General features: G+C 61.7%; 17 protein-coding genes. 8 read left to right on the top strand and 9 right to left on the bottom strand.

Translation table 11 applies throughout. The features are described from left to right. Positions 1–32: 32 nt before the first annotated feature. Positions 33–1,610 carry an ABC transporter substrate-binding protein gene (locus tag RA29_RS06875; RefSeq protein ID WP_039684341.1) on the top strand — a complete coding sequence of 526 codons (1,578 nt, stop codon included), beginning with the start codon at positions 33–35 and terminating at the stop codon, positions 1,608–1,610. A gap of 431 nt (positions 1,611–2,041) precedes the next feature. Here the strand turns inward: RA29_RS06875 and RA29_RS06870 are convergent, their stop codons facing one another. Both RA29_RS06870 and RA29_RS06865 read right to left on the bottom strand, forming a co-directional pair. Beyond that, on the bottom strand, positions 2,042–3,142 hold the full coding sequence (locus RA29_RS06870; RefSeq protein ID WP_039684339.1) for a DegT/DnrJ/EryC1/StrS family aminotransferase: 1,101 nt from the start codon (positions 3,140–3,142) through the stop codon (positions 2,042–2,044). Beyond that, positions 3,139–4,086 (bottom strand): Gfo/Idh/MocA family oxidoreductase, encoded by a 948-nt coding sequence (locus RA29_RS06865; RefSeq protein WP_039684337.1) that lies wholly within the window; start codon positions 4,084–4,086, stop codon positions 3,139–3,141. The genes RA29_RS06870 and RA29_RS06865 overlap by 4 nt, the downstream gene beginning before the upstream one ends. Positions 4,087–4,931: 845 nt before the next feature. Between RA29_RS06865 and RA29_RS06860 the strand changes: the two genes are divergently transcribed. Next, positions 4,932–6,494 carry an ABC transporter substrate-binding protein gene (locus tag RA29_RS06860; RefSeq protein WP_039684336.1) on the top strand — a complete coding sequence of 521 codons (1,563 nt, stop codon included), beginning with the start codon at positions 4,932–4,934 and terminating at the stop codon, positions 6,492–6,494. A gap of 39 nt (positions 6,495–6,533) precedes the next feature. Here RA29_RS06860 and RA29_RS06855 read toward each other — a convergent pair whose 3' ends face one another. Beyond that, positions 6,534–8,297, bottom strand: coding sequence for an OmpA family protein (locus RA29_RS06855; RefSeq protein ID WP_082029462.1), 1,764 nt, complete (start codon positions 8,295–8,297; stop codon positions 6,534–6,536). A gap of 143 nt (positions 8,298–8,440) precedes the next feature. Between RA29_RS06855 and RA29_RS06850 the strand changes: the two genes are divergently transcribed. Together RA29_RS06850 and RA29_RS06845 are read left to right on the top strand one after the other, a co-directional pair. Then, positions 8,441–9,421 (top strand): ABC transporter permease, encoded by a 981-nt coding sequence (locus RA29_RS06850; RefSeq protein ID WP_039684543.1) that lies wholly within the window; start codon positions 8,441–8,443, stop codon positions 9,419–9,421. 1 nt (position 9,422) lies between these two features. Next, positions 9,423–10,376, top strand: a complete 954-nt coding sequence (locus RA29_RS06845; RefSeq protein WP_039684334.1) for an ABC transporter permease — start codon at positions 9,423–9,425, stop codon at positions 10,374–10,376. Here RA29_RS06845 and RA29_RS06840 read toward each other — a convergent pair. Then, entirely contained in the window at positions 10,369–10,557 is a 189-nt protein-coding gene (locus RA29_RS06840; RefSeq protein ID WP_039684332.1) for a hypothetical protein, read from the bottom strand. The two genes, RA29_RS06845 and RA29_RS06840, sit on opposite strands and share 8 nt — an antisense overlap. Positions 10,558–10,573: 16 nt before the next feature. Then, complete coding sequence (locus RA29_RS06835) at positions 10,574–10,789, bottom strand: hypothetical protein (protein WP_152612954.1); 216 nt, start codon at positions 10,787–10,789, stop codon at positions 10,574–10,576. Between the two features lie 170 nt (positions 10,790–10,959). On the opposite strand from RA29_RS06835, the gene RA29_RS06830 reads away from it, so the two are divergent. Then, positions 10,960–12,672, top strand: coding sequence for an ABC transporter ATP-binding protein (locus RA29_RS06830; RefSeq protein WP_039684328.1), 1,713 nt, complete (start codon positions 10,960–10,962; stop codon positions 12,670–12,672). Positions 12,673–12,876: 204 nt separating this feature from the next. On the opposite strand, the gene RA29_RS06825 is transcribed toward RA29_RS06830, so the two are convergent. The 3 genes from RA29_RS06825 to RA29_RS06815 form a co-directional block, all read right to left on the bottom strand. Further along, positions 12,877–13,971 (bottom strand): patatin-like phospholipase family protein, encoded by a 1,095-nt coding sequence (locus RA29_RS06825; RefSeq protein WP_052249513.1) that lies wholly within the window; start codon positions 13,969–13,971, stop codon positions 12,877–12,879. A 157-nt stretch (positions 13,972–14,128) separates the two neighbouring features. Then, on the bottom strand, positions 14,129–14,923 hold the full coding sequence (locus RA29_RS06820) for an N-acyl homoserine lactonase family protein (RefSeq protein ID WP_039684326.1): 795 nt from the start codon (positions 14,921–14,923) through the stop codon (positions 14,129–14,131). Continuing rightward, positions 14,920–15,213 (bottom strand): putative quinol monooxygenase, encoded by a 294-nt coding sequence (locus RA29_RS06815; protein ID WP_039684324.1) that lies wholly within the window; start codon positions 15,211–15,213, stop codon positions 14,920–14,922. Before RA29_RS06815 ends, RA29_RS06820 begins: the two co-directional genes overlap by 4 nt. A 132-nt stretch (positions 15,214–15,345) precedes the next feature. Here RA29_RS06815 and RA29_RS06810 point away from each other — a divergent pair, with 132 nt between their 5' ends. The 3 genes from RA29_RS06810 to RA29_RS06800 are packed head-to-tail and all read left to right on the top strand — an operon-like array spanning position 15,346 to position 18,094. Next, the gene (locus RA29_RS06810; RefSeq protein WP_039684322.1) at positions 15,346–16,422 is read left to right on the top strand and encodes an isocitrate/isopropylmalate family dehydrogenase; all 1,077 of its coding nucleotides are present in this window, start codon (positions 15,346–15,348) and stop codon (positions 16,420–16,422) included. After that, entirely contained in the window at positions 16,419–17,432 is a 1,014-nt protein-coding gene (locus RA29_RS06805; protein ID WP_039684320.1) for a Gfo/Idh/MocA family oxidoreductase, read from the top strand. Before RA29_RS06810 ends, RA29_RS06805 begins: the two co-directional genes overlap by 4 nt. Beyond that, a complete protein-coding gene (locus RA29_RS06800) occupies positions 17,432–18,094 on the top strand; it encodes a GntR family transcriptional regulator (protein WP_039684319.1) in 663 nt (220 codons plus the stop codon). Before RA29_RS06805 ends, RA29_RS06800 begins: the two co-directional genes overlap by 1 nt. Here the strand turns inward: RA29_RS06800 and RA29_RS06795 are convergent. Continuing rightward, positions 18,091–18,870 (bottom strand): IclR family transcriptional regulator, encoded by a 780-nt coding sequence (locus RA29_RS06795; protein ID WP_039684317.1) that lies wholly within the window; start codon positions 18,868–18,870, stop codon positions 18,091–18,093. The genes RA29_RS06800 and RA29_RS06795 overlap by 4 nt on opposite strands. Positions 18,871–18,878: the final 8 nt, after the last annotated feature.

Below are 18,878 nucleotides of genomic sequence, written 5' to 3'. Positions count from 1 at the left end.
TCGCGCCAGAACACAAACACGGGGAGATTTCCATGAAACTCACATCCATCCTGTCCACAGCCCTGCTGCTATCAAGCACGGCCATGGTCAGCGCAGAGACGCTGAAATGGGCACGCGCAGGCGATGCCCTCACCCTCGACCCCCACGCCCAGAACGAGGGGCCGACACACACGATTCGGCACCAGATGTACGAACCGCTCATCATCCGCGACGTCACCGGCGCGTTTGAACCGGCACTTGCGACCGAGTGGGCACCCAAAACCGATGACCCGACTGTTTGGGTCTTCAAACTGCGCGAAGGCGTGACCTTCCACGGCGGCGAAGAGTTCACCGCCGAAGATGTTGTCTTCAGCTTCCAACGTGCAAAACAGCCCAACTCGGACATGAAAGAACTGATTGGCTCCATCACCGAAGTACGCGCCGTAGATGACTTCACCATCGAAATGGTCACAGACGGCCCGAACCCCATCCTGCCCTCGAACCTCACCAACCTGTTCATCATGGACAAGGGCTGGACCGAAGCGAACAACACCGTGAACGTGCAGGACTTTGAAGGCGGCGAGATCACCTACGCCACGACCAATGCGAACGGTACGGGCCCGTACATCCTGCAAAGCCGCGAGCCTGACGTCAAAACGGTGATGACAAAGAACGAAAGCTACTGGGGCATCGACCAGTTCCCGCTTGAAATCACCGAAATCGTCTACACCCCGATCCAGAACGCCGCGACGCGAGTGGCTGCGCTCTTGTCGGGTGAGGTGAACTTCCTCCAGGACATGCCCGTACAGGACCTCCAGCGTGTTGAATCCGCCGACGGCCTGACGGTCAAGCAGGCCCCTCAAAACCGCGTGATCTTCTTCGGCATGAACCAGGGTGCGGATGACATCGAGGCCGACAACGTGGACGGCGCCAACCCGCTCGCGGACGTGCGCGTGCGTCAGGCGATGTCCAAGGCCATCAACCGCGACGCCATCCGCCAGGTGGTGATGCGTGGCCAGTCCGAACCGGCAGGCATGATCGCCCCGCCCTTCGTCAACGGCTGGACGGCTGAAATGGACGCCGAAAGCTCCACCGATGTGGACGCGGCCAAGGCGCTGCTGGCCGAGGCCGGGTACGAAGACGGCTTCTCCATCCGTCTCGACTGCCCAAATGATCGCTACATCAACGACGAAGCGATCTGTCAGGCCGCCGTCGGCATGCTGGGCCAGATCGGCATCACCGTGAACCTTGATGCCAAGCCCAAGGCGCAGCACTTCCCGCTGATCACCGATAGCAAGACGGACTTCTACATGCTGGGCTGGGGTGTTCCGACCTACGATTCCGAATACGTCTTCAACTTCCTCGTCCACGGGCGGGAGTCGGACATCGGCACATGGAACGGCACAGGCTTCGACAACGATGATCTGGACGCCAAGATCAAATCACTGGCCTCCAACACCGATCTGGAAGCGCGCAACGCCGACATCGCCGCCATCTGGCGCGTGGTGCAGGACGAACAGCTTTACATCCCCATCCACCACCAGGTGCTGAACTGGGGCATGGCCGATGGCATGGGGATCGAGGTTGATCCCGAAGACCAGCCCAAGGTGAAATACTTCTCCGTCAACTAAGCGTTGGCTTGAAAGACCAAAGGCGCCACCACCGGTGCCGCCTTTTTCTGTCCGGTTAACTGCGCGGGATTGGGGGTATGGCGAACTGCCCCCGACACGCACGACCAGACCGGTCTCTCTCTATTGCAGGTTCAACGAGGTCTATGGCACCCGTTGCGTTGACCGAGACATAGCCCCATCCCGCGCCGCAACCGCCATCAAAGAGCCGCAGGCAGTCGGTCCGGCGCGCCCACTCTGTTTGAAGTTTCGATGGTGGCCTGCAAGCCTCGCCATCCAAACCCCATCCGCGACAGGCGCGAGTGGCTGGCATGTCCGCAGTTTTGTCGCGTCACGGATCGCGCAGACGTCACAAAAAGCGCCCCGGCCCAAAGCCTACCCAGCGCCCAATTTGCCGAATTCCAACAATTCAGGCATCGAGCCCACATGCCAATTCAGGCAAGACATGCGACGCTTGTTGCGGCCACATAGTCAACTTCTGCCTCTGTCATCTCCGGAAAAATTGGCAGCGAAACACAACGCGCAGCGATCCGTTCAGCAACTGGTAGAGACCCGGCGCGACAAGACTGCGCGAAATGCGCATGCCGGTGCAACGGTTTAGGGTAGTAAATCGCAGTGGCGATGCCACGATCGGCCATCTCAACTCTGAACCGATCCCGATCATCCACCAGAATTGTATAGTAACCAAAAACGCTCCGGGCCGCGCCCAAGTCTTCGGCTGGCACCGTCGCGGAACTTCCCGCGAGTACGGCTGAATACCGTGCCGCAATCTCTCGGCGTCGGGTATTCATCTTGTCGATGTGCCCGAGTTTCATGTGAATGACCGCAGCTTGAACTTCGTCCAGACGGCTGTTGAACCCCAAAACCCTGTGTTCGCCGTCTGCACTTGCCCCATGGTTGCGAAGCTCCCGGATGCGGCCCGCGGCAGCAGGATCGTTCGTCGCGATCATGCCGCCGTCGCCAAGCCCCCCCAGTGTCTTCGTCGGATAAAAGCTAAAGGCCCCTGCGTGACCTATACTCCCCACCCTCTGATCCTTGACTGTTGCGCCAAAGGCCTGTGCACAGTCTTCAATGACCACCAGGTTGTGACGCCTTGCAATCTCCAGCAACGAAGACATATCCGCCGGTCGCCCGAACAGGTGAACGGCGATTATCGCGCGTGTCCGCTCTGTGATCGCAGCTTCAAGATGTGCGGGGTCCATGTTGTAAGTCTCTTGATCGATGTCGATCAGAACAGCCGTCGCACCCACATACTCAATCGCTTCAACGGTCGCAGCAAAGGTGAACGGTGTCGTGATGACCTCATCACCCGGAGAGATCCCCATCGCCAAAAGTGCGAGATGCAGCGCATCGGTCCCCGAACCGACCGCAACGGTGTGTTGAACACCAAGGTAATCCGCGACCGCCGCTTCAAGTGCGCGCACGTTCTCGCCCAGAATGTACTGCCCGCTTCTGGCTATGTCAGTGAACGCAGCGGCGGCTTGCGTGCTGACCCCGTCATAGGCCCTGCCAAGATCCACGAAGGGCACCTTCATGTCCCGCACTCCCGCTCGACGAGGGCCGATATCTGTTCCGCGGTCCCAAGGGATTCCATGGCGGTCCGGCCACTCACCAACGGCGGTGGCCCACCCGCAACGGACGCGATAAAGGCGCGTGATTGCGCCAGCATGGAGTCGCTTTCTTCGAAAGTCAGGGACTTCATCTCGACGTCGTCGGGGCTCTTGCATGGCCGACCAGCGACCTTATCGAAGGTCCGCACGGACCTGTTCAGCAGATCCAGCGACGCATAGGACTGCTCTTGGAACACACGAATGGACCGCTCAGTCTTAAGGCTGATCCGCGAACTCGTGACGTTTGCAACGCACCCGTTTTCGAACTGAATACGCGCGTTCGCAACGTCAATACTGTTGGAAAACACCTTTCGCCCAACGGCATCAACACGCACCGTCGGTGACCGAACGAAGCTGTGGATCAGATCAATGTCATGGATCATCAGATCGAAAACGACGCTGTCGTCCAATGATCTGGGGCGATACGGCGCAATACGATTGGATTCGATAAAAAGTGGTTTCTCAATACAGTCGGCAAGCGCAAGGACAGCCGGATTGAACCGTTCCTGGTGCCCGACCTGCAGTATCCTTGATCGACCTTCTGCCAAGGCAACAAGCTGCGATGCCTCATCCATCATCGCAGTAAATGGCTTCTCGATCAGGACATCTATGTCGTTTTCAAGCAGGGTGTGCGCGATTTCGAAATGGCTCGCCGTCGGTGTCGCGATTGCGACGGCATCGACTTCACCATTCAGATCCCGATAATCCGCGACTGCATCGATCCCGTGACCTAATGCAACCTCTGCCGCGCGTTCGGAAACCGGGTCGACGACCGCGACCAACCGGCACTCGTCGAGCGCCGCAAATTTCTGTGCGTGCCGCTTTCCTTGCTCGCCCAACCCAATAACCGCAGTCCTACAGAGTGTCATTCTTCAACCACCTCCGCATCCAAACGCTTTCGACGGGGTCCGCTGTCCAAGACTGTGCTCAGACACCCAACGTCATGGCCGATGTAAGGTCGCATTGGGCGTCAAACTACCCGCATAGATTGTCACACCATGTCCCACCCAGACTTGCGGGCCACAGCACGTCATCTGGAAGGTCAGCCAGTATTTCAAAACCTGTTGGCCAAGCTCGGGATCAATGGTCGGCATCGGCACGATTTTACGGCTTGCGAAAGTTCACGATCCTTGGACGATCGCCACAGCCTGGCTTTGCTCGCCCGTTGTTTTGATCGAATGCGGCTTGTCCACTGCCTGTGGTGTGGCATCACCCTTATCCACTGTCTCCGATTGCACATCGATTGTGACGTCCGACACATTGATTTCCGGAGGCCTCAGTATGTCGCAACAAACAGCGCGCGTCGCCTTACCGCCAGCCGCGTCAGAAAGTCAGATCGTGACCTCATCTTGGGAGGGTTTGGCTATTCTGGACAACACAGCTGCAGAAACGCCGCTTCTTTCATCACTAAGCGAAATTATAATTTTAATTCAGCCATTTAGGATTCGGCGAGCGATCCTTAATCTGGATCTCATTCTGTAAATGGTCTGGACGCAATGCTGCCCGTCAGCAAGGCGGCGCCCACCAAATGTAATAGAAGGGAACGAACGTAACGGGCCTCAACAGCTTATATTCGTTTGCCGCGCAGCATGGATTGTATTGCGCCCAAACGGAGCCGTCCCACATCGACAAAAGAAGACACCCTTCTATTTTGCATCCCGCTCGGGTCTACTCGTCCACACAGGCCCGTCTCGCGCCCCAAGAAAGGATGCCCATGTTTCGCTACACTCTCCCCCTTGCCCTCGCGCTCGCAGCGCCCCCGGTTCTCGCCGAAGAGTTCAACTGGGCCGAAACCACCGACCCGCAAACCATGGACCCGCACGCTGTCAATTCGGCCGCCGTCCTGGGCTTCCTGAACAACGTCTACGAAGGGCTCGTCCGCCGCGGCAAGGACATGACCATCGAACCCGCCCTCGCAACCGCATGGGAACCCATCGGCGCGGGCGAAGGCTGGCGGTTCACCCTCCGGCAGGGCGTCACCTTCCACGACGGGGCTGAGTTCAACGCCGACGACGTGATCTTCTCCTACCAGCGCGCCAGCGATGAAGCGTCTGACACGCGCAGCTGGTTCGCCCCCGTATCCGAGGTCATCAAGGTCGACGACTACACCGTCGACATCATGACCACCGCCCCGAACCCGATCTTCCCCGACAGCATCGCCAACTGGATGATGATGGACAGCGGCTGGGCCGAAGCGAACAACACCGCCCTGCCCGACAAGGAAAGCGGCAACTACGCCACGCTCAACACCAACGGCACCGGCGCGTTCAAAGTCACAGCGCGCGAACCCGGCCTGCGCACGGTGCTGGAACCCAATACCGACTGGTGGGACGAGGCGGAACACAACATCACCCGCGCCGAACTGACCCCCATCCAGAACCCGGCCACCGCCGTCGCGGCGCTCCTGTCCGGTGACGTGGACATGATCAACCCTGTGCCCATCCAGGACGCCCAGCGCCTCGCCGCTGCAGGCAACGTGCAGGTGATCCAAGGGATCGAAGCGCGCGTCATCATGCTCGGCTTCCCGCACGAAGCCGACGCGCTGAAGTTTTCCAACGAAACGACGGATACCAACCCGTTCGCGGACCCAAGGGTCCGCCAAGCGGTGGCCCACGCCATCAACGTGCCCGCCATCCTGCAAACCATCATGCGCGGCAACGCCGAACCCGCCAGCCAACTGGTCAGCCCCGCCATGCGCGGCTACTCGGCGGCCCTCGCCGACCGCCCTGCCTACGACCCGGACCAGGCCAAGGCCCTGCTGGCTGAAGCAGGCTATGAAAACGGCTTCTCCTTCGGCCTCAAATGCCCCAACGACCGCTACCTGAACGATGAAGCCGTCTGCCAGGCCGTCACGGGGATGCTGGCGCAGGTCGGCATCACCGCCGTACTCGACGCCATGCCGGTTCAGAACTACTGGCCCGAACTGCGCGCCGACAATTACGACATGTACCTGCTGGGCTGGTCCCCGGGTACATTCGATGCCGAACACCCCATCCGCTTCCTCGCCTCGACCCCGAACGAGGAAAAGAAGCTGGGCAGCTGGAACTTCGGTGGCTACTCGAACGCCCGCGTGGACGAACTCCTGCCCATGATCCAGTCGGAAATCGACGACACCAAGCGCCAAGCCATGTTGGATGAGGCCACCAAAATCCTGCAGGACGAAGTGGCCTACGTGCCCATGTACGTCCAACCGCTGGTCTGGGGGGCAAAGGCCAATATCGACCTGACCCAACGCCCGGACAACTTCTTTATCCTGCGCTGGGTCACGATCAACTGAACGAACACGGGCGGGGTCTCCCCCGCCCGCCTTCCTTGATCACTGGGCGCGCAGCAACGGGGTGATCTTGCGGATCGCGACACGGCGATTGATGCGCTCCGCTTCATTGGTCCGCACCTTCAGGTTCGACTCGCCATAGCCCTGCACCACAAGGTTTTCCGGCGGAATGGCGAAATACTCCGTCAGCGCAAGCGCCGTCGATTCCGCGCGCCGGTCCGACAGGGCCAGGTTCATGGCCGCCCCGCCCACGGCATCGGTGTGCCCTTCGATCAGGAACACGGCCCCCGGATCAACAGCGATCTCGTCGGCGATCAACTGCCCGATCTCGGCCAAATCACGCGCCTCTTCCGGCGCAATAACGGCAGAGCCGCTGGCAAAGTTCACCGCTTCAACGTCGATCTCGGGCACAAGGTCGCGCACCGCACGAATCTGACGCACCTGCTGCAGCGAATAGGCGCGGTCGGTCGGGTTCTCCAGCGCAGCCAGGGCCGCCCGCAACTCATCGTTGTCAGACGCACGCAGGGCCGGACGAACATCCCCTGTGGGCAATGTCGCTACGTCCACCGGCTGCACGGTCTGCGTGTCATCGAACAGCATGACCTCGCGCCCATCAGGCAGAATGCGCGTGCGCATCAGCGTCTGACCGGTAGCCGAGCGGATCGTCACCACACGCGATCCATCCTCGCGATTGACTATGGTGCGGGTCGATCCGTCATCAAACTGCTCGGTCGATACGCGCGCACCGGGACGGCGCAGCAACTCGTCGTCGTTCTTAAGCACGCGGTACCCGCCCTGCCCGTCCTGCAGAACAACGCGGTCGTCCGACGCCACGACAACATCATCATCCTGGTTGAGAATTGTGGCAACAGCGGCCACGCCCAAAGCGCCCAGCGCGAATTTTTCAAGCTTTGACAGCCCGTCATCGTCCTCGGCCACCGCCTCGGCGCGCGCAAACTCTTCGCTAGAGGACCGCGCAGTCTCTTCGGTGACGGTCTCAACCTCCGCACCCTCGCTCGCCTCGGCGGCAACAGGGGCCGCAGCGGCCTCGGTTTCGACCTGCGCATTGGCCGCGGCAGTCGTATCGGCGGTATCGTCCTGCACAACCTCCGGCTCGGCCTCCGCGGTCGCGTCTTCGGCGGGTGCCTCATCCGCCGGAGTCTCGACCACCTCGTCCGTGGGTGCGCCTTCGGCAGGCGTCTCAACAACCTCCTCCGCCGGAGCCTCCTCAGCAGGCGTTTCAACAACCTCTTCAGCCGGGGCGTCTTCCGAAGGCGTTTCAGCGACATCGTCAGCAGGCGCGCCTTCTGTCGGTGTTTCCGCAGTCTCTTCTACCGGCGCGTCTTCAGCAGGTGCTTCGGTCACACCTTCTGCCGGGGCCTCCTCCGATGGCGTCTCTACCACCTCCTCGGCTGGAGCCTCCTCGGCCGGCGTTTCAGCGACGTCATCGGCAGGCGCCTCTTCCGCAGGCGTCTCCACAACCTCTTCCGCCGGTGCATCCTCCGCAGGCGTTTCGACTGTTTCTTCAGCAGGGGCGTCCTCTACGGGGGCATCCGCCACACCCTCGGTCGGGGCCTCTTCGGCAGGTGTTTCAACCATCTCCTCGGCAGGCGCTTCAACACCCACTTCAGCGTCCGCAGCAACGCCCTCCTCAGCTTCAATCAAGGGTACGCAGGATGCCACACCTTCCGTCACCACCTGCGTTTCACCTTCGGCACAGGCGGCTGCATCCTGTGCAAAAACCGGCGGCGTACCAAGCATAAGGGCGGTGATGGACACCGTCTGCATCAATCGGGAAAGCATCATAAGACCTCCTGTGCTGTCCGCCTACCCAACCCCGCACCGTGCAAGAGGGTTCCCGCACCATCACCCGAAGCCCACCGCAATCGGCTTGACCCCGCTCATAGGTGCGCGGATAACCGATGGATCATCCGAACTCAGGATCCTTGATGCTCTCCTTTGTCATCCAGCGCGTTGCGCAATCCTTTCTCGTTCTTCTGGTCGTGGGCCTCGTCGCCTTTTCCATGTTCCGCTTCGTGGGCGACCCCATCGACAACCTGCTCGGGCAGGAACGGACCATCGAAGATGTCGAACGGCTGCGCGCGCAGCTCGGCCTCGATCAGCCCTTTGTCGTGCAGTACTACCGCTTCCTCGAAGGGGCCGTGCAGGGCAATTTCGGCGTCAGCTACAGGCAAGGCCGCCCCGTGGCCGAAATCCTGCTGGAACGCGCCCCTGCCACGCTGGAATTGGCCGCCGTCTCGGGCATCCTCGCTATCGGCCTTGGCATCGCCCTCGGCGTCTTCACCGCAATCCGACGAAACGGGCTATGGGCGAACGTGATCATGTCCGCCTCTCTCATAGGCGTATCCCTCCCCACCTTCCTCATCGGCATCCTGCTCATCTACCTGTTCTCAGTCGAACTCGGCTGGCTGCCCAGTTTCGGGCGGGGCGAGACTGTGAGGATAGGGAACTGGACCACCGGGTTCCTGACAGAAAGCGGGCTCAAGGCCCTGATCCTGCCCGCCATCACCCTCGGCCTCTACCAGATGACGCTGATCATGCGGCTCGTCCGATCCGAGATGCTGGAAGTGCTTAGACAAGACTACATCCGCTTCGCCCGCGCCCGAGGGCTCAAGGAACGCGCGATCAACTTCCGCCACGCCCTGAAAAACACCCTTGTCCCGGTGATCACGGTCACCGGCCTGCAACTGGGCAGCATCATCGCCTTCGCCATCATCACCGAAACAGTGTTCCAGTGGCCAGGCGTAGGCCTTCTTTTCATCAACGCGATCCAGTTCGTCGACATCCCCGTGATGGCCGCATACCTCATGCTGATCTCGGTCATGTTCGTCGGAATCAACCTGATCGTGGACCTACTCTACTTTGCCATCGACCCGCGCTTGCGCTTGGACCGGGCCGGAGGACACTAAGATGACCGACGCCACCCAAACCCAGACACAGTCCAAAGCACCCACGCACCTGCAACGCTGGGCCGACAGCGACTTCTACTACCAGTTCAAGCGCTCGCCGGTGGCCATCGTCAGCTTCACCGTCGCGATGCTCCTGATCCTCGGCGCAGTCTTCGCCCCGCTCATCGCCCCCTACAACCCGTTCGATCCGGCCTCACTGAACCTGATGAACGGCTTTTCCAAACCGATGGAGCCCAACGCCTTCACCGGCGACACCTTCTGGCTGGGCACCGACGACCAGGGGCGCGACGTCTTCTCAACCATCCTCTACGGCATGCGCATCTCGCTCTTCGTGGGCGTCGCCGCCGTGCTCTTCGCCATGGTGCTCGGCATCACGCTCGGCCTCGTCGCAGGCTATGTCGGCGGCTGGACCGAAACCATCATCATGCGCATCGCCGACGTACAACTGACGTTTCCTAGCATCCTCGTCGCCATGCTGATCTTCGGCATCGCCAAGGGCGTCACGCCCGTCGAATACCGCGATCAAATGGCCATCTGGGTCCTGATCATTGCCATCGGCTTGTCCGACTGGGTCCAATTCGCCCGCGTCGTCCGCGGCGCGACCCTGGTTGAAAAAAGCAAGGAATACGTCCAGGCCGCCCGCCTGATCGGACGCTCAGGCCCCGCGATCATGGTCCAGCACATCCTGCCCAACGTCCTGTCGCCGGTCCTCGTGATCGCCACAATCTCGCTGGCCCTCGCCATCATCGCCGAAGCCACGCTCAGCTTCCTCGGCGTCGGCGCCCCACCCACACAGCCATCGCTGGGCACCCTGATCCGCATTGGCCAAGGCTTCCTCTTCTCCGGCGAATGGTGGATCCTCTTCTTCCCCGCCTGCACCCTCCTGGCACTGGCACTCAGCGTCAACCTGCTGGGCGACTGGCTGCGTGATGCGCTGAACCCGAGGCTCAGATGACCCGCTCCGCTCCCGCATCCAAAGCATACTCGCCGGCCCCCGTGCACCACTCGGCCCCCACGGCCAACCAATGCACGTCACCATCGGGCAAGTGCACAACCACACGCCCCTCCTCGACCGTCAGGTTGTTCATAGACACGAGGCTCAAAAGCAGTCCAAAGGATTGGGCCGTCAAACACATCTCAAATACTCCAGTGTCAGCGGCCCGTCTCGGGGCCGTACTGCGGATCAATCTGCGCAAGAAAAGACGCGGGCGTGGCGTGCGGCGCACCTGTGCACCATTCGTTGACCACGTAATGCCACTCCACATCACCGGCGGTGGCATGCACCGTAATCGTATGGGCGTCGCCCGTGACATAAGCCATCCCGAGAATGTTCAGAAAGGCGGCCAAAGCTTCAGTTGTCAGGCACATGGGCGTTCTCCTCGCGCTGCGCGGTTGCCCTCCCTGTCGTGCTATGCCGTGAACGTGCCAAGTCGCGAAAAGGTTGCCCAGACAATTCACGCCGCATCGCAGCAAAAATGCTGCGCATGCGAAATAACGCCTAATTCCTGTGCAAATCCAGCGATGGAGCGCCTGCACCCATGACCACCCCCCTCCTCAACATCTCTGACCTCTCCGTCCACTACCCGACGCGCAAGGGCACCTTCGTCGCCGTCAACGGCGCGGATCTCACGGTCGCACCAGGCGAAATCCACGGCCTCGTCGGCGAATCCGGCGCGGGCAAATCCACCATCGGCGCCGCGGTCATGGGCCTGATTGACCCGCCGGGGCACATCGCGGGCGGCACAGTCAACTTCCGGAACGAAGAAATCTCCGGCCGCGACGCCTCGGCCATGCGCGCGCTGCGCGGCGCCAAGATCTCCATGATCTTCCAGGACCCGCTGACCTCCCTCAACCCGCTCCTCACGGTCGAAGAACAGCTGACTGAAACCATCGAAGCGCACCTGAAACTCGGCGACAAAGCGGCCAAGGCCCGCGCCGTGGAGCTGCTCGACCGCGTCGGCATCCCGGACCCAGCCGAGCGCGTCAAACAGTACCCCCACCAGTTCTCCGGCGGCATGCGCCAGCGCGTGGTCATCGCCCTCGCCCTCTGCTCGGAACCCGATGTCATCATCGCGGACGAACCCACAACCGCGCTCGACGTCTCGATACAGGCCCAAATCCTCGACCTGATCAAGGAACTCGCGCGCGAACGGCAAGTCGGCGTCATCCTCATCACTCACGACATGGGTGTCATCGCCGACACCACCGACCGCGTCACGGTCATGTATCAGGGCGAAGTGGTGGAAACGGGCACGACCAAACAGGTCATGGGCGCGCCAAAACACGAATATACCAAGTCCCTCATCGCCGCCGTCCCCCGCGCCACACTCAAGGTTCACCGCTTCCCGCAGCTTTCCTATGGCGGTCGAAGCACCCGCTTCGCGATCGAAGACCTCGCGCGTAACTGGCCGACGCCCCCCAAATCCAAAACCGGCACGCTGGTGCAGGTGGACGGGATCACCAAGGAATTCACCCAACGCGCCTCCATAATACCCGCATGGCGCAAGATGTTCACAGCCGTGGACAAGGTCAGCTTCGACATCCGCGAGGGCGAAGTGTTCGGCCTCGTCGGCGAATCCGGCTCCGGCAAATCCACCGTCGCCCGCATGATCGCCACGCTCTACGACACCGATGGCGGGCACATCTACTTCGACGACACCGACATCACGCAACTGGCCTCACGCGCCGAACGCGATGCCTACCGCCGCCAAATCCAGATGATTTTCCAGGACCCATTCAGCAGCCTCAACCCGCGCATGCGCGTTGACGCCATCGTCGCTGAACCGGTCCTCCACCACAAACTCCTCACCGGCAGCGCCGTCCAAACCCGCGTCGACGAACTCCTCGACCGCGTGGGCTTGGGCGCCGAAGCAGGCCGCAAATACCCCCACGAATTTTCAGGCGGCCAGCGCCAACGCATCTCCATCGCCCGCGCGCTCGCCACCCAACCGCGCTTCCTCATTTGTGATGAGCCCACCTCCGCCCTCGACGTCTCGATTCAGGCGCAGGTGCTCAACATCCTCAAGGACCTGCAGGAACATCTCGGCCTCACCATGCTCTTCATCAGCCACGACCTGCCCGTGGTGCGCCAAATGTGCGACCGCGTCGGCGTCATGCGCCAGGGCCAAATGGTCGAGGTGGCGGATACCGAACAACTCTTCGCAAACCCCAATGCAGAGTACACCAAGGAACTCCTGCACCTCATGCCAAAACTCGAAGGCCTCTCCACCGAAGGGCTCGAAAACGCCTAACCCTTTCTTCTGGCCAAAAATACCTTCGGGGGAGCTCGAGGGGGCAGACAGCCCCCTCGTCAGCAAAAATAGATCGCGCGCGCGCAAGCGCACATTCAAAAAAGGCGGAAAAGCCAGCCAAACACCACGGTTAAAAAGCGGTTAACGCGCCCTCCAACTCATTGAGAACACAAGCTTTCACCTTTTTGTCCCCGCGGGGACACATCACCCCCGCCGTGCTTTCAGCTCCACCACATTCGCCCCGTGCGGCGCGCCGAAGTCATCAAACATCTCACGCAGATCCAGCGTGCTTTCCTGTTCGATCTTGTCGAAATGCGTCCTCAACCAACGGTCCGCATAATCCCGCCCCATATCGCGCAGATGGATCAAAAACGCCCATTCCGAATTCAGCTTGGAGGACGCATCAAGCGCCAGCATGTCCTCGCACCCATCGATCATGTGCATGTTCATCACCCGGTAGTCCTTGTCCGACAGCGCCCCTTCCTCGATCAGGCGGTGGATCAGGTCGATGGTCCGCAAATCCCGCAAAAGCGAGGCGTTGAACGTGATCTCATTCACCCGGTTCTGAATATCCCGCGCCTGCCGCGGCGTGCCCGGACGCTTCAGCGGGTTGATCTGCACGATCACAATGTCCGAGGACGGCGAATGGTCGATAAAGGGAAACAGCACCGGGTTCCCCATGAACCCACCATCCCAATAGGGCACCCCGTCAATCTCGACCGCCTTGAACATGTTGGGCAAACAGGCCGAGGCCATGACCACATCCAGCGTCACCTCGTGCCGGTGAAAGACCCGCGCGCGCCCCGTCTCAACATTCGTGGCCGAGATATAGAGACCCATGTCATCGCATTTCGCGACCTTGTCGAAGTCGACGAACCGCTCAACCACATCGCGCAGCGGATTAAAGCCCATCGGGTTCAAATCATAGGGCGAGGCCATCCGGCTCATCATATCCATCATCAGGTAACCGGGTGAGGCATCCAGCGACCAGGACCCCAGCATCCTATCAAGTGGCGTCCGCTGGATCGGACTGCCCTGCCCCGCCACGCTCACCGCGCGCCAGAAATCTTCCAGCGCCTGCCGCGCACCCGCCGCACCTGCGTCATACATGCCTTGCGTGGCGACCACGGCGTTCATGGCCCCGGCAGAGGTGCCGCTAATGGCCTCGATCCACAGCCGGTCCTCCTCGAACATCCGGTCGAGGACGCCCCAGGTGAAGGCCCCATGCGAGCCGCCGCCCTGCAGAGCGAGGTTGATGGACTTTTCGTGCCGTTTGGCACGGCCATTTGTGCCTGACATGCGGGCGCTCCCTTTCACGCGGAACCTCGGGTTCCCCACAGGTAAGAACGACCGGCGCACGCAACAACTCCACGACGGCGTTCTCGCACTGACGTGACAAAACGCGCAGTTTGCGGGGGCAATTTGCGTGTTTTCGCCTGTTTCGCGAGCGGTTTTGCTACAGCGTCGGGTCGGTCAGCGGGCCCATGTCCAGCCGGGTGATATGCTCGGCCATCCCCGCGGGGAAATGCTGACGCACCAGCGGGTCATGCCCCGGCACCACCAGTTTTGGCGCACTGGCGAGCCGCTGGATGGCCGCGAACCCGTCCAGCATGTCCTGCATGTCGACCACAATGGGGAACGGCACGCCTTGCAGGAAGTTCCCGTAGAAATGCGCGGCATCTGACGCCAGCACCAGCCACCCGGCTTGCGTACGGACACGCACCGCCTGCATCCCCTTTGTGTGCCCGCCAACCCGGTGGACGGTGATGCCTTCGGCAATCTCGCTGTCGCCGTCGTGGAAGGTGACCTTGCCGGAATAAAGCCGCTGCACAGCCTCGACCACGTGGCCCACGGTGAAGGGAAAGCGCAGGGCCGCGTGGCACATGCAGGGGCCGGTGGCATAGGCCATCTCGGCCGTTTGCAGGTGCAGCTGCGCGTTGGGGAAGAGGTGCAGACCGCCAGCGTGATCGAAGTGGAGGTGGGTGACGATGATCTCGGTGACGTCCTCGGGTTGCAGGCCGAAGGGCTTCAAAGCCTCGCCCGGATCGAGGCGGATGGGGCGGCCGCGCGCCTGCCCTTCGGCGGCGTCAAAGCCGGTGTCGACGAGGATCACGCGCCCCTCGCCCCGGATCAGCCACATGTAGAAGTCGATGGGGTCCGGCGCGTCGTGGTTGTCGTCAAACATGTAGTTGTCGCCACGCACCCGCGCCGTTTGCTCGGCGTATTTGATGGCGTAGACCTCGTAGGTCATCTGTTGACCTTTTCGAATGTTTTCAGTGTCTTGTCGGCGATCATGTCACTGATCTTGGGTCCTGTTTCGAGGTAGTGCGGCATCTGTTGATGCGCCTCGAACGCCGCCAGATCGTCGTAGAGTTCATAGAGGAACACCGTGTCGGGCTGCGTGGGGTCGGTGCAGACGTCGAATTGCTGGCAGCCGGGTTCATCCCGCACTGAACAGCGCGCGTTGTTGAGGATCAGCGGCATGAACGCCTCTTGCGTGCCCGGTTTGAGGTCGAAGATGACGGTGACGGCGTAGGGCATGGGGTGGTCCTTGTGCTGATCCTTCGCAGTGGATGCGGAAGGGTATTTGATAAATTATGCGTTAATGTATACACAAGCGCATACGAGAAGCGAGTCGCTTTTCATCAGCTTATGCCGAAAGGGACCCGTGCCATGACCAAAACATTCAACATCGCCGTTTTTGAAGGGGATGGAATCGGGCCGGAGATCATGGCGCCGACGGTCGAGTTGTTGGCACGCATGGCGGCGGGGTCCGGCTATGAGTTGGGGTGGACGCACCTGCCTGCCGGGGCAGCGCATTATGCCAAGACGGGCGAGAGCCTGCCCGCGGCGTCAATGGACGGTGCGCGTGCGGCAGACGCTATCCTGCTTTCGGCGATGGGCCTGCCGAGTATTCGCTATGAGGACGGGACCGAGATTGCACCGCAGATCGAGTTGCGCAAGGCGCTGACGCTGTTTGCCGGGGTCCGGCCCGTGACAATCCGGCCCGGGCAGCCGACGCCGCTCGCCACTGACAGGCCGGTGGACTTCGTGCTGATACGCGAGAGCACGGAGGGGCTTTTCTATACCCAGGGCCGAGGAGAGGTGGAACCCGACGAGGCGCGCGAGACCTTGCGCATCACCCGAGAGATTTCGGAGCCGTTGTTCCGCTTTGCCTTTGACATGGCGCAGGCGCGCAAGGCGTCCGGTCAGGGGCCGGGCAAGGTGACTTGCGTGGACAAGGCCAACGTGTTCCGCGCCTTCGCCTTCTTTCGCGAGATGTTTGATGCGGAAGCCGCGAAGCATCCGGAGATCGAGGCGGATCACGCCTATGTCGATGCGACCGCGCTGTGGATGGTGGAACGGCCATGGTCGTTCGACGTGATGGTCACTGAGAACATGTTTGGCGACATTCTGTCGGATCTGGGGGCCGGGTTGATGGGTGGCCTTGGGTTGGCACCGTCGGCGGATATTGGGACGGATCATGCGGTGTTTCAGCCGTGCCATGGCTCTGCCCCGGACATCGCGGGCCAAGGGGTGGCGAACCCGATGGCGATGATCCTGTCCGGCGCGATGATGCTGGATTGGCTGGCGGGGCGGCATGACGTGCCTGCCATGGCTGCGGATGCGAAGCGGTTGCGAGATGCTGTCGATGCGGTGGTGTCAGAGGGCCGCGTGCTGACCCGCGATCTGGGCGGGTCAGCAGATACCGCGCAGGTGGTCGCCGCGATTCAGGGGGCGCTGGCATGATACGGGTCGCCGGTGTCGGGGCGGGCTATTTCAGCCAGTTCCACTATGGCAGTTGGGCGCGGATGGAGGGCGTTGAAGTTGTTGGCGCCTGCGATCTGGATCGCGAGAAGGCGGCGGCGACGGGTGCGCCTGCCTTTGACGATCTGGGGGCGATGTTGACCGAGGCGGCGCCTGATCTGCTGGATGTCATTCTGCCGCCGCCCGCGCATGCAGCGACCATCCGGGCCGCACTGACGGCGGGGGTGAAGTGGATCATCTGCCAGAAGCCGTTTTGCATGGATCTGGAGGAAGCGCGCAGGATCGTAGCCGAGGCGGAGGCTGCGGGAGCGCGTTTGATTGTGCATGAGAATTTTCGGTTTCAGCCGTGGTATCGCGCCATCAAGGCGGAGCTGGAGGCAGGGTCGATTGGCGAGGTGCTGAACGCGACCTTTCGCTTGCGGCCCGGTGACGGCCAGGGGCCGGAGGCCTATCTGGATCGCCAGCCGTATTTTCAGGAGATGCCCCGCTTTCTCGTGCATGAGACGGCGGTGCATTGGGTGGATACGTTTGCCTACCTGTTTGGGCCTGCTGAGGCTGTCTATGCCGACCTGCGGCGCATTAATCCTGTGATTGCGGGCGAGGATGCGGGGCATGTGATCTTTGATCACGGGCCGGTGCGGGCACTCTTTGATGGGAACCGGCATCTGGATCATGTGGCGGATAATTTGCGCCGGACGATGGGGGAGGCGCTGATCGAGGGGACATGCGGTGTGTTGGCGTTGTCGGGGGATGGGGCGGTGACGCGGCGCGGGTTCGGGTCGGATATGGTTCAGACGGTGCTTGGTCCCGATACGTGGGACGGGTTTGGTGGCGATTGCGTGCATGCGCTGCAGTCTCATGTGGTTGGCGCGATGAAGGGTTGCACCACCTTGGAGAACGAGGCGCGGGACTATCTGCGGGTGATTGCGGTGAAGGATGCGATCTATGCCTCGGCTGACGCGGGGCGGAAGATCGTATTGGAGGAGGCGTGATGGGGGCCATGAGCAATGTGGAACGGGCCGTGTCGGCGCTGCGCCAGATGATCTTTGCCGGGGAGTTGCCGCCAGGGTCGGATCATCTGGAGACGGAACTGGCCGAGAAGCTGGGCATGTCCCGGACGCCGGTGCGCGAGGCGGCGTTGATGTTGCAGGCGCAGGGGTTGGTTGAAATGCGGCCGCGGCGGGGCATTCGTATCACGCCGGTGTCGGCAGACGACATGGCTGAGATTTACGACATTCTGACGGAGTTGGAGAGTTTGGCGGCGGCTCGTGCGGCAGAGGCGCAGTATTCAAAAGCGGATCTGGCCAATCTGGCGACGGCCATTCGGGATATGGATGCGGCCTTGGCTGTGGATGATCTGCGCGCTTGGGCAGAGGCGGATGACCGGTTTCACCGGGAGTTGGTGCGGCTGGGTCGCAATGCGCGGTTGAGCATGGTGGTGTCCGTCATGCGCGATCAGGTGCGCCGCGCGCGGGCGACGACGTTGTTCATGCGGCCCAAGCCGAAGCAGTCGAACGAGGATCATCGGGTGGTCTATCAGGCCATCGCGCGAGGGGATGCGCAGGTGGCGCATGATACGCACCATGCGCATCGGCAGGCAGCGCGGGATATGTTGGTGGCTCTACTCGAAAAGCACCAGTTTCACGGGCTTTAGGACGTGTGCAGCTTGGTCAGCTCTTCGGACCCGCGGCGGAGGGCGGGCAGAAAGTCGATCAGGTCCACGAGGCTACGGCGCTGGATGGGTGCGTGGGCAGAGATGGTCGCGAGCAGCTTGCCCTGCCCGTCCCAGATCGGGACAGCGACGGCGGCCATGCCGGGCATGAACTCTTCATTGTCGGTGGAGTAGCCGCGCAGGCGGGTAGCCTCCAGCTCGGCCTTGATCTTGTCGAGGTCGGTCAGCGTGCCTTCGGTATGTGCCTCAAGCGGGCGGGCGGTGAGGACCGTGCGCAGGATGTGGGGGCGCAGGGTCGAGAGGTACATCTTGCCCGACGCGGTGCAGTGGAATGGCACCTGGCTGCCGATGGGCAGTTGGATGCGGAGCGGCCATTGGGTTTCGACGCGGTCGAGATAGGTCATGCCTTCACGATCCGCTGTCGCGAGGTTGCAGGTCTCGCCCACCTCTTCCGCCACACTGCGCAGGATCGTGAGGCGCGCGGTGCGCAGGTGTTCGGACGATACGGTGCTGATGGCCAAGGCCCGCAGACGGGGCCCGGGGCCGTAGCTGCGCCCGTCGAGGTCGCGTTGCAGGAACCCCTCGCTCTCGGCCGTTTGCAAGAGCCGGTGGACGGTGGGTTTCGGCAGACCCAATGCGTCGATCAGGTCTGTCGGTTTGACGGCCACTCCGCGCTTGGCAACCTCTTCCATCACCATCAGCAGGCGCAGATTGGTGGGGATTTGGGTGTCCTTGCGGGAGCGGTGATCGTCAGGCATGGCGCGTG

The organism is Tateyamaria sp. ANG-S1, from assembly GCF_000814025.1.
Classification (GTDB): Bacteria; Pseudomonadota; Alphaproteobacteria; order Rhodobacterales; family Rhodobacteraceae; genus Tateyamaria.
This window is presented reverse-complemented; position numbering and strand designations above follow the sequence as displayed.

Coding starts and splice junctions, on each gene's coding strand:
- RA29_RS06875 (WP_039684341.1), top strand. CDS start 33: ATGAAACTCACATCCATCCTGTCCACAGCCCTGCTGCTATCAAGCACG.
- RA29_RS06870 (WP_039684339.1), bottom strand. CDS start 3,142: ATGAAGGTGCCCTTCGTGGATCTTGGCAGGGCCTATGACGGGGTCAGC.
- RA29_RS06865 (WP_039684337.1), bottom strand. CDS start 4,086: ATGACACTCTGTAGGACTGCGGTTATTGGGTTGGGCGAGCAAGGAAAG.
- RA29_RS06860 (WP_039684336.1), top strand. CDS start 4,932: ATGTTTCGCTACACTCTCCCCCTTGCCCTCGCGCTCGCAGCGCCCCCG.
- RA29_RS06855 (WP_082029462.1), bottom strand. CDS start 8,297: ATGATGCTTTCCCGATTGATGCAGACGGTGTCCATCACCGCCCTTATG.
- RA29_RS06850 (WP_039684543.1), top strand. CDS start 8,441: ATGCTCTCCTTTGTCATCCAGCGCGTTGCGCAATCCTTTCTCGTTCTT.
- RA29_RS06845 (WP_039684334.1), top strand. CDS start 9,423: ATGACCGACGCCACCCAAACCCAGACACAGTCCAAAGCACCCACGCAC.
- RA29_RS06840 (WP_039684332.1), bottom strand. CDS start 10,557: ATGTGTTTGACGGCCCAATCCTTTGGACTGCTTTTGAGCCTCGTGTCT.
- RA29_RS06835 (WP_152612954.1), bottom strand. CDS start 10,789: ATGTGCCTGACAACTGAAGCTTTGGCCGCCTTTCTGAACATTCTCGGG.
- RA29_RS06830 (WP_039684328.1), top strand. CDS start 10,960: ATGACCACCCCCCTCCTCAACATCTCTGACCTCTCCGTCCACTACCCG.
- RA29_RS06825 (WP_052249513.1), bottom strand. CDS start 13,971: ATGTCAGGCACAAATGGCCGTGCCAAACGGCACGAAAAGTCCATCAAC.
- RA29_RS06820 (WP_039684326.1), bottom strand. CDS start 14,923: ATGACCTACGAGGTCTACGCCATCAAATACGCCGAGCAAACGGCGCGG.
- RA29_RS06815 (WP_039684324.1), bottom strand. CDS start 15,213: ATGCCCTACGCCGTCACCGTCATCTTCGACCTCAAACCGGGCACGCAA.
- RA29_RS06810 (WP_039684322.1), top strand. CDS start 15,346: ATGACCAAAACATTCAACATCGCCGTTTTTGAAGGGGATGGAATCGGG.
- RA29_RS06805 (WP_039684320.1), top strand. CDS start 16,419: ATGATACGGGTCGCCGGTGTCGGGGCGGGCTATTTCAGCCAGTTCCAC.
- RA29_RS06800 (WP_039684319.1), top strand. CDS start 17,432: ATGGGGGCCATGAGCAATGTGGAACGGGCCGTGTCGGCGCTGCGCCAG.
- RA29_RS06795 (WP_039684317.1), bottom strand. CDS start 18,870: ATGCCTGACGATCACCGCTCCCGCAAGGACACCCAAATCCCCACCAAT.